This window comes from Streptococcus oralis, from assembly GCF_015561235.1.
Classification (GTDB): domain Bacteria; phylum Bacillota; class Bacilli; order Lactobacillales; family Streptococcaceae; genus Streptococcus; species Streptococcus oralis_BK.
This window is the reverse complement of record NZ_JADMTC010000001.1, coordinates 1,438,339-1,450,832: the sequence shown is the minus strand read 5'-3', so window position 1 is coordinate 1,450,832 and position 12,494 is coordinate 1,438,339. Positions and strand designations below refer to the sequence as shown.

12 protein-coding genes and 1 pseudogene are annotated in these 12,494 nt (G+C 42.1%); 11 read left to right on the top strand and 2 right to left on the bottom strand.

Annotated features, from left to right (window positions below; all coding sequences use genetic code 11):
• Positions 1 to 76 precede the first annotated feature (76 nt).
• Both I2H52_RS07400 and I2H52_RS07395 read left to right on the top strand, forming a co-directional pair.
• The gene (locus I2H52_RS07400; RefSeq protein ID WP_049479827.1) at positions 77 to 760 is read left to right on the top strand and encodes a hypothetical protein; all 684 of its coding nucleotides are present in this window, start codon (positions 77 to 79) and stop codon (positions 758 to 760) included.
• Positions 761 to 886: 126 nt separating this feature from the next.
• Positions 887 to 1,573, top strand: a complete 687-nt coding sequence (locus I2H52_RS07395; protein ID WP_045617903.1) for a YoaK family protein — start codon at positions 887 to 889, stop codon at positions 1,571 to 1,573.
• Between the two features lie 56 nt (positions 1,574 to 1,629).
• On the opposite strand, the gene dusB is transcribed toward I2H52_RS07395, so the two are convergent.
• Together dusB and hslO are read right to left on the bottom strand one after the other, a co-directional pair.
• Positions 1,630 to 2,610: a tRNA dihydrouridine synthase DusB gene (dusB, locus tag I2H52_RS07390; RefSeq protein ID WP_000183314.1), complete on the bottom strand. Its 981-nt coding sequence runs from the start codon at positions 2,608 to 2,610 to the stop codon at positions 1,630 to 1,632.
• Positions 2,597 to 3,469, bottom strand: coding sequence for an Hsp33 family molecular chaperone HslO (gene hslO / locus I2H52_RS07385; protein WP_195594883.1), 873 nt, complete (start codon positions 3,467 to 3,469; stop codon positions 2,597 to 2,599). The genes dusB and hslO overlap by 14 nt, the downstream gene beginning before the upstream one ends.
• 286 nt (positions 3,470 to 3,755) lie before the next feature.
• On the opposite strand from hslO, the gene I2H52_RS07380 reads away from it, so the two are divergent.
• The 9 genes and pseudogenes from I2H52_RS07380 (at position 3,756) to I2H52_RS07340 (ending at position 12,493) form a co-directional block, all read left to right on the top strand.
• A complete protein-coding gene (locus I2H52_RS07380) occupies positions 3,756 to 3,887 on the top strand; it encodes a teichoic acid D-Ala incorporation-associated protein DltX (RefSeq protein ID WP_029692964.1) in 132 nt (43 codons plus the stop codon).
• A 20-nt stretch (positions 3,888 to 3,907) separates the two neighbouring features.
• A complete protein-coding gene (dltA, locus tag I2H52_RS07375) occupies positions 3,908 to 5,458 on the top strand; it encodes a D-alanine--poly(phosphoribitol) ligase subunit DltA (RefSeq protein WP_195594881.1) in 1,551 nt (516 codons plus the stop codon).
• The gene (dltB, locus tag I2H52_RS07370) at positions 5,455 to 6,699 is read left to right on the top strand and encodes a D-alanyl-lipoteichoic acid biosynthesis protein DltB (RefSeq protein WP_057488967.1); all 1,245 of its coding nucleotides are present in this window, start codon (positions 5,455 to 5,457) and stop codon (positions 6,697 to 6,699) included. The genes dltA and dltB overlap by 4 nt, the downstream gene beginning before the upstream one ends.
• Positions 6,700 to 6,712: 13 nt before the next feature.
• The gene (dltC, locus tag I2H52_RS07365; RefSeq protein WP_000351968.1) at positions 6,713 to 6,952 is read left to right on the top strand and encodes a D-alanine--poly(phosphoribitol) ligase subunit DltC; all 240 of its coding nucleotides are present in this window, start codon (positions 6,713 to 6,715) and stop codon (positions 6,950 to 6,952) included.
• Positions 6,945 to 8,213 carry a D-alanyl-lipoteichoic acid biosynthesis protein DltD gene (gene dltD, locus I2H52_RS07360; protein ID WP_195594879.1) on the top strand — a complete coding sequence of 423 codons (1,269 nt, stop codon included), beginning with the start codon at positions 6,945 to 6,947 and terminating at the stop codon, positions 8,211 to 8,213. Before dltC ends, dltD begins: the two co-directional genes overlap by 8 nt.
• Before the next feature lie 134 nt (positions 8,214 to 8,347).
• A pseudogene (nt5e, locus tag I2H52_RS07355) lies at positions 8,348 to 10,401 on the top strand (cell surface ecto-5'-nucleotidase Nt5e).
• Positions 10,402 to 10,549: 148 nt separating this feature from the next.
• Positions 10,550 to 10,990: a zinc-dependent transcriptional regulator AdcR gene (gene adcR / locus I2H52_RS07350; protein WP_195594877.1), complete on the top strand. Its 441-nt coding sequence runs from the start codon at positions 10,550 to 10,552 to the stop codon at positions 10,988 to 10,990.
• Complete coding sequence (locus tag I2H52_RS07345; RefSeq protein WP_001269482.1) at positions 10,990 to 11,694, top strand: metal ABC transporter ATP-binding protein; 705 nt, start codon at positions 10,990 to 10,992, stop codon at positions 11,692 to 11,694. Before adcR ends, I2H52_RS07345 begins: the two co-directional genes overlap by 1 nt.
• On the top strand, positions 11,687 to 12,493 hold the full coding sequence (locus tag I2H52_RS07340) for a metal ABC transporter permease (protein ID WP_195594876.1): 807 nt from the start codon (positions 11,687 to 11,689) through the stop codon (positions 12,491 to 12,493). Before I2H52_RS07345 ends, I2H52_RS07340 begins: the two co-directional genes overlap by 8 nt.
• Position 12,494 lies beyond the last annotated feature (1 nt).

Below are 12,494 nucleotides of genomic sequence, written 5' to 3'. Positions count from 1 at the left end.
ATTCAAGGCTCAATGTTACAATTACATTACAAAAAGATTTCTTAACATTTCAAAAATGTTACAAAGGAGTAGAAAAATGAAAAAGAAAACCTATATCAAATTGATGGCAGCGACTGTATTGACTTCTACCTTGCTACTGGGAGCTTGTGGAAATAAAAACGAATCCACTCAAACCAGTAGCTCTGCAAAGACAAGTCAATCATCAAGCTCTAAAGCAGCTTCTTCTAGCAAAGAAAGTAAGACTCAAAAATCTTCAAGCTCAGCTTCATCTGAAAAGGCTCAGGCATCTTCTGGTCAGTCTTCTACAACGGCAGATCAGTCACAAGCGAAACCGGCACCTGAATCAAGACAAGAACAAGCAGCTCCTAGTCAACAAGCCCCATCTCAGGCACCTTCAACTCAGCAAGGTTCTCAAGCCCAGTCTAACCAGTCAGGCTATGATCCAACAACTGACCGCAAACTTCAAGACAAGCAAGCAGAACACAACAAACGCTACAAGGGTGTTTTAACCATGGTTGATGGTGATTTCTCAGCAGCTGCAGGCAACTGGAAGGGAGCAAATGGCGAAACTATTACGGTTTCATCAGGGGGCCAATTTACAGTAGAAACTGCAGATGGAAAGAAAGAAAACTATTCTATCAGAGGCTACTCTTACACTCTTGATGATGGCAAGTATAATGCCAAAATCGGAGGAGGAAAAATCATCCAAATTACAACAGGTGCGGATGGTAAAGTTTCGAGTGTTGCCTTGATTCAATAATAAAATTTGGTGTTTTAACTTTTACTAGAAATCGTTCTGTAAAAGAGTGAGTCAACTGTTTTTCACTTAGTTTCTCCAAGAGAAAGTGGTATAATAAAAAAATCAAAGGAAAACGAGTGATAATACATGGCGGATAAATTAATCTTACCTCAAAACACACGATTGATGGGAGTATTTCTTGGATTTGTAGGTGGTTCTTTGGATGTGTTTTGCCATATTCAATACCATAGTTTGGTAGCGACACAGACAGGGAATATTCTCCTACTGATATCTGATTGGCACGACTCAAATGTCATCAATACGATGCTACGATTCTGCTCTATTATTTTCTTTTCTCTAGGATTTCTGTTTGCATTGCACATGAAAGAATACCGCAAAACGGCCTACTGGCGGGTTAAGATGCTGCTCCCTTTATTTATTGGAACTCTTATTCTCCCTTTCTTTTCACGATTTCCTCTAATAGAAGTTCCTTGCATCGCTTTTGGAACAGGAATGATGATGTTAACATTTACGGGCAGTTTGATTGAAGATCATCCCTATGTCATTTTTATGACGTCTGGAAATTACCGAAAGATGTTGACCGCTTTGTATCGCATTGCTAGAAGAGAAGGAAATATCCAAGAATACCGTCGTCAGGCCTTAAATTATGGGATTGTTGTGGGAAGTTTCATAGTGGGCGCAATCAGCTTGGCTGTATTGATGCATTTTCTTCATGAATGGTCTATATGGATTGTCAGCCTCAATTTGTTTTTGATTATGTCCTATTATATAGCTAGAGTGAAGCAATTAGATTTACAAGATGAAAACATATAAAAAACGGCAAGACTCATTTTTGAGCTTTGCCGTTTTTTTGAGTTGTAGATGTGGGACTATGCTTTGTCTAGTTGCAAGAGGGCCTCAATTTCTGCAAGAGTGCTAGCTTGTGAAATAGCTCCACGAAGTTTGGCTGCGCCAGATGTACCACGAAGGTAGTGAGGAGCGAGGCCACGGAATTCACGGACTGCAATTTTTTCTCCTTTGAGGCTAATCAAGCGTTTTAAGTGTTCGTAGGCGATTTTCATCTTATCTTCAAAGGTCAAATCAGGAAGGATTTCTCCTGTTTCAAAGTAGTGGTTGATTTGATTGAAGAGGTAGGGATTTCCCATGGCTGCTCGGCCAATCATAACTGCGTCAGCACCGACTTCTTCGATACGCTGTTTAGCATCTTGAACTGTACGGATGTCACCGTTGGCGATAAATGGAATCTTGGTTAGGGCCTGAGCGACATCATGAAGGGTCTCAAGGTCAGCGTGACCAGTATACATTTGTTCGCGGGTACGGCCGTGCATAGCGAGGGCAGAGACACCTGCAGCCTCAGCTGCCAGGGCATTCTCCACGGCTAGGGATGGATCAGACCAGCCTGTACGCATTTTGACGGTGAGGGGGATATCAAGGACAGATTGGACCTTGTTGATGATAGAGTAGATCTTGTCTGGGTCCTTGAGCCACATAGCGCCAGCTTCGTTTTTTACGATTTTGTTGACAGGGCAGCCCATGTTGATATCGACGATATCGGTCTTGGTGTTTTCTTGGATGAATTCTGCTGCGCGTGCGAGGCTGTCTTCATCGCTACCAAAGAGTTGGATAGAAACGGGATTTTCGCCTTCATCGATGTGAAGCATATGCAAGGTTTTTTCATTGTTGTATTGGATTCCCTTGTCAGAGACCATTTCCATGACAACGAGTCCAGCCCCGAGCTCTTTTGCGATGGTACGAAAGGCTGAGTTGGTGACACCAGCCATGGGTGCTAAAACAGTACGATTGGGAATCTCAACATTGCCAATCATAAAAGGTGTATTAAGATTTGTCACGAATGAGTTCCTCCAGGTCGTTTTCATCAAAGTTATAAGTCGTTTGGCAGAATTGACAAGTGATTTCGGCCCCGTGGTCTTCCTCTTTCATTTCCTCTAAGTCTGAGCTTGGAAGGCTGGCAAGAGCATCCATGAAGCGTTCTTTACTGCAGTCACATTGGAAACGGATTTCTTCTTCGGAAAGTCGTTTGTAGGATTCGTCACCGTAGATAGCCTTGAGGAGGGCTTCGATATGGTCATCGCTTTCCAGAAGGGTTGAGATAGCTGGCATCTCTTGGATTCGTTTTTCAAAACGTGCGATTTCTTCCTCTTTGGCATTTGGTAATACTTGGAGCAAAAAGCCACCAGCAACCTTGACCTTGTCTTCCTCGTCCAAAAGGACATTGAGGCCGACTGCTGAAGGGGTTTGTTGGCTTTCAGTCAGATAAAAGGCCAGGTCTTCACCGATCTCCCCAGAGATAAGAGGAGTCATGGAGTTGTAGGGATTTCCAGTACCGTAGTCTGTGATAACGAGAAATTGACCATTTCCGACAAAAGGTCCGACTAGAACTTCACCAGTTGCAGTTTTTTTGATATCTACACCGGGATTTTGCACATAGCCTTTGACGTTGCCCTTTGTATCTGCGACCGTGATGATGGCACCGAGAGAGCTCGTTCCAAGAACTTTTACAGTAATCTTGGTATTTCCTTTTTCATTGGCTGCGAGAATTTGGCTAGCGATAAGGGTACGGCCAAGTGCGACAGTTGAACTGGCTTGAGTTTGATGTTTTTCTTGAGCAGTGCGGACGGTTTCCGTGCTGTCAAGAACGAAAGCACGAAAAGAACCACTTTCTGATATTGTTTTAATAATTTTATCCATAGCTACTATTTTAGCATAAAAATGCCCAAAGGGGGAGCCGTGTGTTTTCTGTCATTCTTTAAACTGTTTAATTTCTAATGATTGGTATAGGAGATTTATAGAAATGGAAATTTTTGTTCACATTTACTGTTAACATTTTAATTTATCTTAAAATAACCTAAAACTAACTTTTAAGTTATGGTAAACAGTTGAAAAAAAGGTTGATAAAGTGGTAAAATGTTAGGAAGATAAATCACTAATAGTTCGTATTTGTAGTCGATAGAAATGATATATTAATGGATAGCTTATGAAAAAACAACGAAATCTACATATATTCTTAGGCCGAACGGCCCTATATTTTGTAATCTTGCTTGGCCTGCTTTATTTTTTTAGTTACCTTGGGCAGGGACAAGGTGGCTTTATTTATAATGAGTTCTAGTTTAAAGGAGAAAAGGAACAGTGTCTAATAAACCGATAAAAGATATGATTGAAACGATTGAGCACTTTGCTCAAACACAACCAACATATCCTGTCTATAATGTTTTAGGTCAAGAGCATACTTATGGTGATCTGAAGGCTGATTCAGATAGTTTAGCTGCAGCTATTGATCGACTTGACTTGCCTGAGAAATCTCCAGTCGTCGTTTTTGGTGGTCAGGAATATGAGATGTTGGCTACCTTTGTAGCGCTAACTAAGTCAGGTCATGCCTACATCCCAATTGATAGCCATTCGGCCTTGGAACGAGTTTCTGCTATCGTAGAAGTTGCAGAGCCAAGTTTGATTATTGCCATCTCAGATTTTCCATTAGAGCAAACTAGCGTACCGATGCTGAATTTAAGGCAAGTCCATGAAGCTTTTGCTCAAGCTTCTAGCTACGAGATGAACCATCCAGTCAAGGGAGATGACAACTACTACATCATCTTTACTTCTGGTACGACTGGTAAGCCAAAGGGAGTGCAGATTTCCCATGATAATCTCCTCAGCTTTACCAACTGGATGATTACAGATAAGGAATTTGCGACGCCAAGTCGTCCACAAATGCTGGCTCAGCCCCCTTATTCTTTTGATCTATCTGTCATGTACTGGGCACCGACTTTGGCACTTGGTGGTACGCTTTTCGCTCTTCCTTCAGCTATTACTCAGGACTTCAAAAAACTTTTTGCAACCATCTTTTCACTCCCGATTGCTATCTGGACCTCAACACCGTCCTTTGCAGATATGGCCATGTTGTCAGAAGACTTCAATAGCGAGAAAATGCCAGGAATCACGCATTTCTACTTTGATGGTGAAGAATTGACGGTCAAAACAGCTCAAAAACTGCGCGAGCGTTTCCCAAATGCCCGTATCATCAATGCTTACGGTCCAACAGAAGCGACAGTAGCCCTGTCAGCTGTTGCTGTAATGGATGAGATGTTGACGAATCTCAAACGCCTTCCAATCGGCTATACCAAGGCTGATTCTCCAACCTTTATCATTGATGAGGAAGGCAATAAACTGCCAAATGGTGAACAGGGAGAAATCATCGTTTCTGGACCAGCTGTTTCAAAAGGCTATATGAACAATCCTGAAAAAACGGCAGAAGCTTTCTTTGAGTTCGAAGGTCTTCCAGCCTACCACACAGGGGATGTAGGAACTATGACAGATGAGGGCTTGCTTCTCTACGGTGGACGCATGGATTTCCAGATTAAGTTTAATGGTTATCGTATTGAGCTTGAAGATGTTTCTCAAAACCTCAACAAGTCTCGCTTTATCGAGTCGGCTGTTGCTGTCCCACGTTATAATAAGGACCACAAGGTACAAAATCTACTGGCCTATGTCATCCTAAAAGACGGTGTCCGTCAGCAGTTTGAACGTGATATCGATATTACCAAGGCTATCAAGGAAGACTTGGCTGATATCATGATGTCTTATATGATGCCGTCTAAGTTTCTCTATCGAGACAGTTTGCCGCTAACGCCTAATGGTAAAATTGACATCAAGGGCTTGATTAACGAGGTAAACAGCCGATGATGGAGCTTTATAAACAGCTACCTCATTTGGAACCTTATGGTGACCTTCAGTACTTTTTATACGTAATTGTTGCGACTTTACCTATCTTTATTGGTCTTTTTTTCAAGAAACGTTTTGCCTGGTATGAGGTGCTCGTTAGTCTCTTCTTTATCGTCACCATGTTGGTCGGTGGAAAGACGAATCAAATAAGTGCTCTTATCCTTTATGTTATCTGGCAAGTGTTGCTTGTATCTTTCTACAAAAGGTACAGGAAACAACGGGATAGTAAATGGATATTTTATCTGGTTAGCTTTTTATCTCTATTGCCAATCGTCTTTGTGAAAGTATCTCCTGCTATTCATGGATCTCAATCTTTGTTTGGATTTTTAGGGATTTCTTACTTGACCTTTCGTGCAGTTGGGATTATCGTTGAACTGAGAGACGGTGTCATCAAGGATTTAACCGTCTGGCAATTCTTGCGTTTTCTTCTCTTTATGCCAACTTTCTCGAGTGGTCCCATTGATCGTTTTAAACGCTTCAATGAAAATTATGAGACCATTCCTGAACGGGATGAGTTGATGGACATGCTAGAAGAGGCTGTCAAGTATATCATGCTTGGCTTCCTTTACAAGTTTATCTTGGCCCATGTTTTAGGAGAGATATTACTGCCTCCGCTGAAAAATTTGGCCTTACAGACAGGTGGTTTCTTTAATCATTATGCTCTGGCGGTGATGTATACCTTTGGTCTAGACTTGTTCTTTGACTTTGCGGGCTACTCTATGTTTGCCTTAGCCATCTCCAATTTGATGGGGATTCATAGTCCTATCAACTTTAACAAGCCCTTTTTGTCAAGGGATTTAAAAGAGTTTTGGAATCGCTGGCACATGAGTCTGTCTTTCTGGTTTCGTGACTTTGTCTTTATGCGGATGGTGATGATCATGACCAGAAAGAAGATCTTTAAAAATCGCAATGTGACCTCAAGTGTAGCTTATATCCTCAATATGCTGATTATGGGGTTTTGGCATGGTGTGACTTGGTATTACATCGCCTATGGACTTTTTCATGGGATTGGACTGGTTATCAATGATGCTTGGGTTCGTAAGAAAAAAGCGCTTAATAAAGAACGGAAAAAAGCTGGGAAGGGTTCCTTACCTGAGAATCGCTGGATTCAGTTGCTTGGTATGGTTGTCACCTTCCATGTCGTAATGGTTTCATTCTTAATCTTTTCTGGATTTTTGAATGATTTATGGTTTAAAAAATAAAAGGATATGAAAAATGGATATCAAATCAGAAGTTATTGAAATTATTGATGAGTTGTTTATGGAAGATGTTTCTGACATGATGGATGAAGATCTTTTTGATGCTGGTGTTTTGGATAGCATGGGAACGGTTGAATTGATCGTTGAGATTGAAAACCGTTTTGACATTCGTGTTCCAGTGACGGAGTTCGGTCGCGATGACTGGAATACGGCTAATAAAATCGTAGCAGGTATCACGGAGTTGAAGAATGCTTAAACGCTTGTGGCTGATCTTCGGTCCTATCTTCATTGCTGGCCTTTTGATTCTTTTACTCATCTTTTTTTATCCAAGTACAACAAGTCATAATCTGACGGAGGAGAAGTACTCAGCGGCTTCTGTTAGTATAGAGAGTTTTAAAGAGAGAAGCCAAAAGGTAAGGGCTCTTACGGATCCAAATATGCGTTTTATTCCTTTTCTAGGGTCTAGTGAATGGATTCGATTTGATAGTGTCCATCCAGCTGTTTTAGCGGAAAAATATCATCGTCCCTATCGTCCTTACTTTCTAGGTCAAGCAGGAGCAGCCTCTCTAAATCAATATTTTGGTCTACAGCAAATTTTGCCAGAAATAGAGAATAAGCAGGCTGTATTTGTGATTTCGCCTCAGTGGTTTACGGAGACAGATTATGAACCCGCAGCGTTTCAGAGATTTTTTAACAGTGACCAATTGACAGCTTTTTTGGGAAATCAATCTGGTGACATTGCTGCAAAGCATGCGGCTATTCGATTGTTAAAGCAGAATCCTAATGTTGCATTAAAAGGCATTGTTCAAAAACTGTCAAAGGGTGAAGAATTATCAGATGTTGATCAGGTTGCTATTGATCTTTTTGCGCGATTCAACGAAAAACAATCCGCTCTCTTTGGACAATTCTCCATTCGAGGACAACTCAAGTACAAGGAACACGTGGAGAACTATTTAAAAGATCTTCCGGATCAATTTTCTTATAATGAGTTAGAAAAAATTGTTCGTAAGGACGCAGAAGCAAATACGACCAATAACGATATAGGGATGGAAAATCATTTCTATACGAGAGAGATTCAAAAGGATTTAAAAAAGTGGGAAGGATATCAAAAAAATTACAACTTCCTCAAGTCCTCTGAGTACAATGATTTGCAGCTGGTCCTCAATCAATTTGCTAAGTCGAATGTCAATGTGCTCTTTGTCATTCAGCCGGTTAACAAGAAGTGGATGGAGTACACAGGGCTCAGCGAAGAGATGTACCAGCATGCAGTGGAGAAAATTCGTTACCAATTAGAAAGTCAGGGTTTTACCAATATTGCTGATTTTTCAAAAAATGGAGGGGACCCTTATTTTGTTAAGGATACCATTCATCTAGGATGGTTAGGTTGGCTGGCTTTTGATAAGGTTGTCAATCCTTTCTTGACGGATCCGACTCCAGCTCCAGACTATAAGATGAATGACCGCTTCTTTAGCAAGGACTGGGCGACCTATGATGGGAATATCAAAGATTTCCAATAAAAAGAGTTAAAAGTTTGGGATTTGAACCCAGACTTTTTTGTTTAAATGGCGAATATTTAAGATGCAAATAGGTCAAAAGTTTCAAAATTTTTAGAAATAGCGTATAAAAAAGAGAAAAAGAAAAGGATTTCAAAATGAATAAACGTTCTTTGTTACCTGTCTTGTCGACAGCTCTATTAGCCCCATCCCCTTTTTAGCTGGACAAGTCTACGCTGAGGAAGCAACAACTCCTGCAGAAAGTTCAGCTGTTGTAGCGACTCCTGCTACGTCGGCGACTTCAGCTCCTGTTGAGAGCCCTGCGGTACCGGAAACTTCGGCAACTTCAGAAGCAGTTGCACCTGTAGAAGCTCCGTCAGCTCCTGCTGAATCTACTAAAAGCGAAGAAAAGGACACCGTTATCTTACACACCAATGATGTCCATGGTCGTATTGTAGAGGAAAAGGGAGTAATTGGAGATGCCAAGTTAGCGACTGCCATTGAGCAGGAACGCGCGAAATCAAATCAAACGACTCTCGTCGTAGATGCTGGAGACGCCTTCCAAGGTTTACCGATTTCCAACTCTACAAAGGGTGAAGCGCGTGCTGAAATTCTCAATCAGATGCAGTATGATGCCATGGCAGTAGGAAACCATGAGTTTGACTTTGGTTTGGACGAAGTTAAAAAATACAAGGAAATCTTGAAATTCCCATTACTTAGTTCAAATACCTATGTCAATGGAGCTCGTCTTTTTGAAGCTTCTACAATCGTTGATAAAGATAAGACTGTGGAAGGTGATGAATTTGTTGTAATCGGTGTGACAACATCTGAAACTGCTACAAAAACCCACCCTAAAAACATTAAAGGGGTAACTTTTACAGATCCAATCTCTGAAGTCAATAAGGTCATCGAAGAAGTTCAAGCCAAGGCGCGTGCAGAGGGCAAGGACTACAAACACTATGTTGTGCTCGCTCACCTCGGTGTAGATACTACAACTCCAGTCGAATGGCGTGGTTCAACCTTGGCAGAAGCCTTGTCTAAAAATCCTCGTTTGAAAGGGAAACGTGTAACAGTAATCGATGGTCACTCTCATACAGTAGAATCAACAACCTATGGAGATAATGTTACTTATAACCAAACAGGAAGTTACCTTCATAATATTGGGAAAGTTATCTACAAATCACGTCAGCTTTTGGGCAATCCTACGTTGATTGTGGCTGCTGATGCTAAGAAACTGACTGCCAATCCAAAAGTTGAAAAACTAGTCAAAGACATTAAACAAAAATACGATGCTGAAAATGCTGTTGAAGTCGTTTCAAACAGCCCTGTAGAACTCAACGGTGATCGTGAAAATGTTCGAGTCCGTGAAACCAACCTCGGAAACGTCGTAGCAGACTCCCTCTATCAGTATGGTCAAACAGGATTTAGCCATCCGACAGACATCGCTGTGACAAATGGTGGTGGCTTGCGTGAAACCATTGCAAAAGGCAAACCAATCACTAAAGGAAATGTTATTGCCGTTCTTCCGTTTGGAAATACCATCTCACAAATCCAAGTGACTGGGCAACAAGTATTGGATATGTTTGAAAAGTCCCTCGGATCTATCTTGCAGGTCGATAAAGATGGCAAGAAGGTCTTGGATGAGAACGGACAACCATTGCTAGAACCAAGTGGTGGCTTCTTGCAAGTTTCAGGTGTGAAGGTTTACTATGATACCAACCTACCATCAGGTAAACGTGTCTTGGCCATCCAGGTCAAAAACCGCACAACTGGTCGTTATGAAATACTGGACCTTGCAAAAACCTACTATCTTGCAACCAATGATTTCCTAGCTGCGGGTGGTGATGGCTACACTATGTTGGGTGGCGCGCGTGAAGAAGGCCCGTCTATGGATGCAGCCTTTGAAGAGTATCTTAAAACCGCTGACTTGACCCAGTATGAAAAGATCAACCCGAACTCACGGACAATTTCTGTGGATTCTAAAAACTTTAGTCTACCAGTAGAAACGCCTCAAACGAATGCAGCTGCTAGCGATGCGACTACGAATGTGCCACTTACTTATGAGGTGGCAGGTCAATTTAGCAAGAAAGCGGTTGTCTCAGAAAAAGCTCTCCCAAATACAGGAAGTGAACAGTCCATCTTCTTGCTCTTGATGGGAATGGTAGCTGGTTTGGCAGGTATCTTATCGAGTCGAAAACCAAAGCAAAAATAGGTTAAATTTCACATCTAAAAGAGTCTAGGGAAACGTTTTTACGCCCTTTTCCCTTGACTCTTTTTTGGTTTATGATATAATTAACCAGTAAAGAATCGGTGGCTATCTAAGTTTTTTACGAAAAAGATAGCTAGGGAAGGAGTAACACATGAGACAGCTTGCACAGGAAATCGATAACTTTTTAAACGAGGTGATCTTGAGATCTGAGAACCAGCATGAAATTCTGATCGGGCATTGCACAAGTGACGTAGCCTTGACCAACACTCAGGAGCACATCCTCATGCTCTTGTCAGAAGAATCCCTAACTAACTCGGAGTTGGCCCGTCGCCTTAATGTCAGTCAGGCGGCAGTGACCAAGGCTATCAAGTTTTTAGTCAAAGAGGGTATGTTAGAGACATCCAGAGATCCTAAGGATGCGCGTGTAATCTTTTATCAACTGACAGAGCTAGCTCGACCAGTAGCGGCAGAACACCACCATCATCATGAACACACGCTCTTAGCCTATGAACAAGTAGCAAGTCAGTTTACTCCAAATGAACAAGAAGTTATCCAGCGGTTTTTAACTGCTTTAGTAGGAGAAATCAAATAATGCGGTATATTACAGTAGAGGACTTGTCTTTCTATTATGACAAAGAGCCTGTCCTCGAGCACATCAACTACAGTGTTGATAGTGGGGAGTTTGTCACCCTGACTGGTGAAAATGGAGCTGCCAAGACGACGCTGATCAAGGCTAGTCTAGGCATCTTGCAGCCAAGATTTGGCAAGGTAACCATCTCAAAAACAAATACTCATGGTAAAAAGCTTAGGATAGCTTATCTTCCCCAGCAGATTGCCAGTTTTAATGCTGGCTTTCCAAGTACGGTTTATGAATTTGTCAAGTCGGGTCGTTATCCGCGAAAGGGCTGGTTCCGTCGTTTGAATGCCCACGATGAGGAGCATATCAAGGCTAGTCTAGACTCAGTTGGTATGTGGGAACACCGTGATAAACGAATTGGCTCCCTCTCGGGTGGGCAAAAGCAACGAGCAGTGATTGCACGGATGTTTGCTTCTGACCCAGATATCTTTGTCTTGGATGAGCCGACAACAGGGATGGATGCAGGAAGCAAAAATGAATTTTACGAACTCATGCACCACAGTGCCCACCATCATGGCAAGGCTGTTTTGATGATTACCCATGACCCTGAGGAGGTCAAGGACTATGCGGATCGCAATATCCATCTAGTGCGCAATCAAGACTCGCCATGGCGTTGTTTTAACGTTCACGAAAGCGACCAGGAGGTGGACCATGCTTAGTTTGTTATCTTATGACTTCATGCAGCGTGCCTTCTTGGCTGTCATTGCCATGAGTCTCTTTTCTCCAGTTCTTGGTACCTTCCTTATCTTACGTCGTCAGAGTCTCATGAGCGATACCCTCAGTCACGTTTCTCTATCAGGAGTAGCCTTTGGTCTGGTTTTGGGAATTTCTCCAACTATTTCAACCATTGCTATTGTCTTGATTGCAGCGGTTTTTCTGGAGTATCTCCGGACAGTCTATAAGAACTTTATGGAAATCGGGACTGCCATCCTCATGTCAACAGGACTTGCAGTGTCTCTGATTGTCATGAGTAAGGGTAAAAGTTCTAGTTCTATGAGTTTGGACCAATATCTCTTTGGTTCGATTGTGACCATTAGCCGGGAGCAGGTGATTTTCCTCTTTGCCATTGCGGCGGTCGTTTTATTCTTGACTTTCTTATTCTTGCGACCAATGTACATCCTGACCTTTGATGAGGATACGGCCTTTGTGGATGGCTTGCCCGTTCGTACCATGTCCATTCTTTTTAACATGGTGACAGGGGTAGCCATTGCCCTTATGATTCCTGCGGCAGGAGCTCTTCTGGTATCGACCATCATGGTTTTGCCAGCTAGTATTGCCCTGCGTCTGGGGAAAAACTTTAAATCCGTTATGTTGCTAGCCAGTGCTATTGGCTTTTTGGGAATGGTGGCAGGACTTTATATTTCCTACTATGCGGAAACCCCTGCCAGCGCTAGTATTACCATTATCTTTGTAGCTGTCTTTTTATTAGTCAGTCTACTGAAACGTTTTATCAAATAGG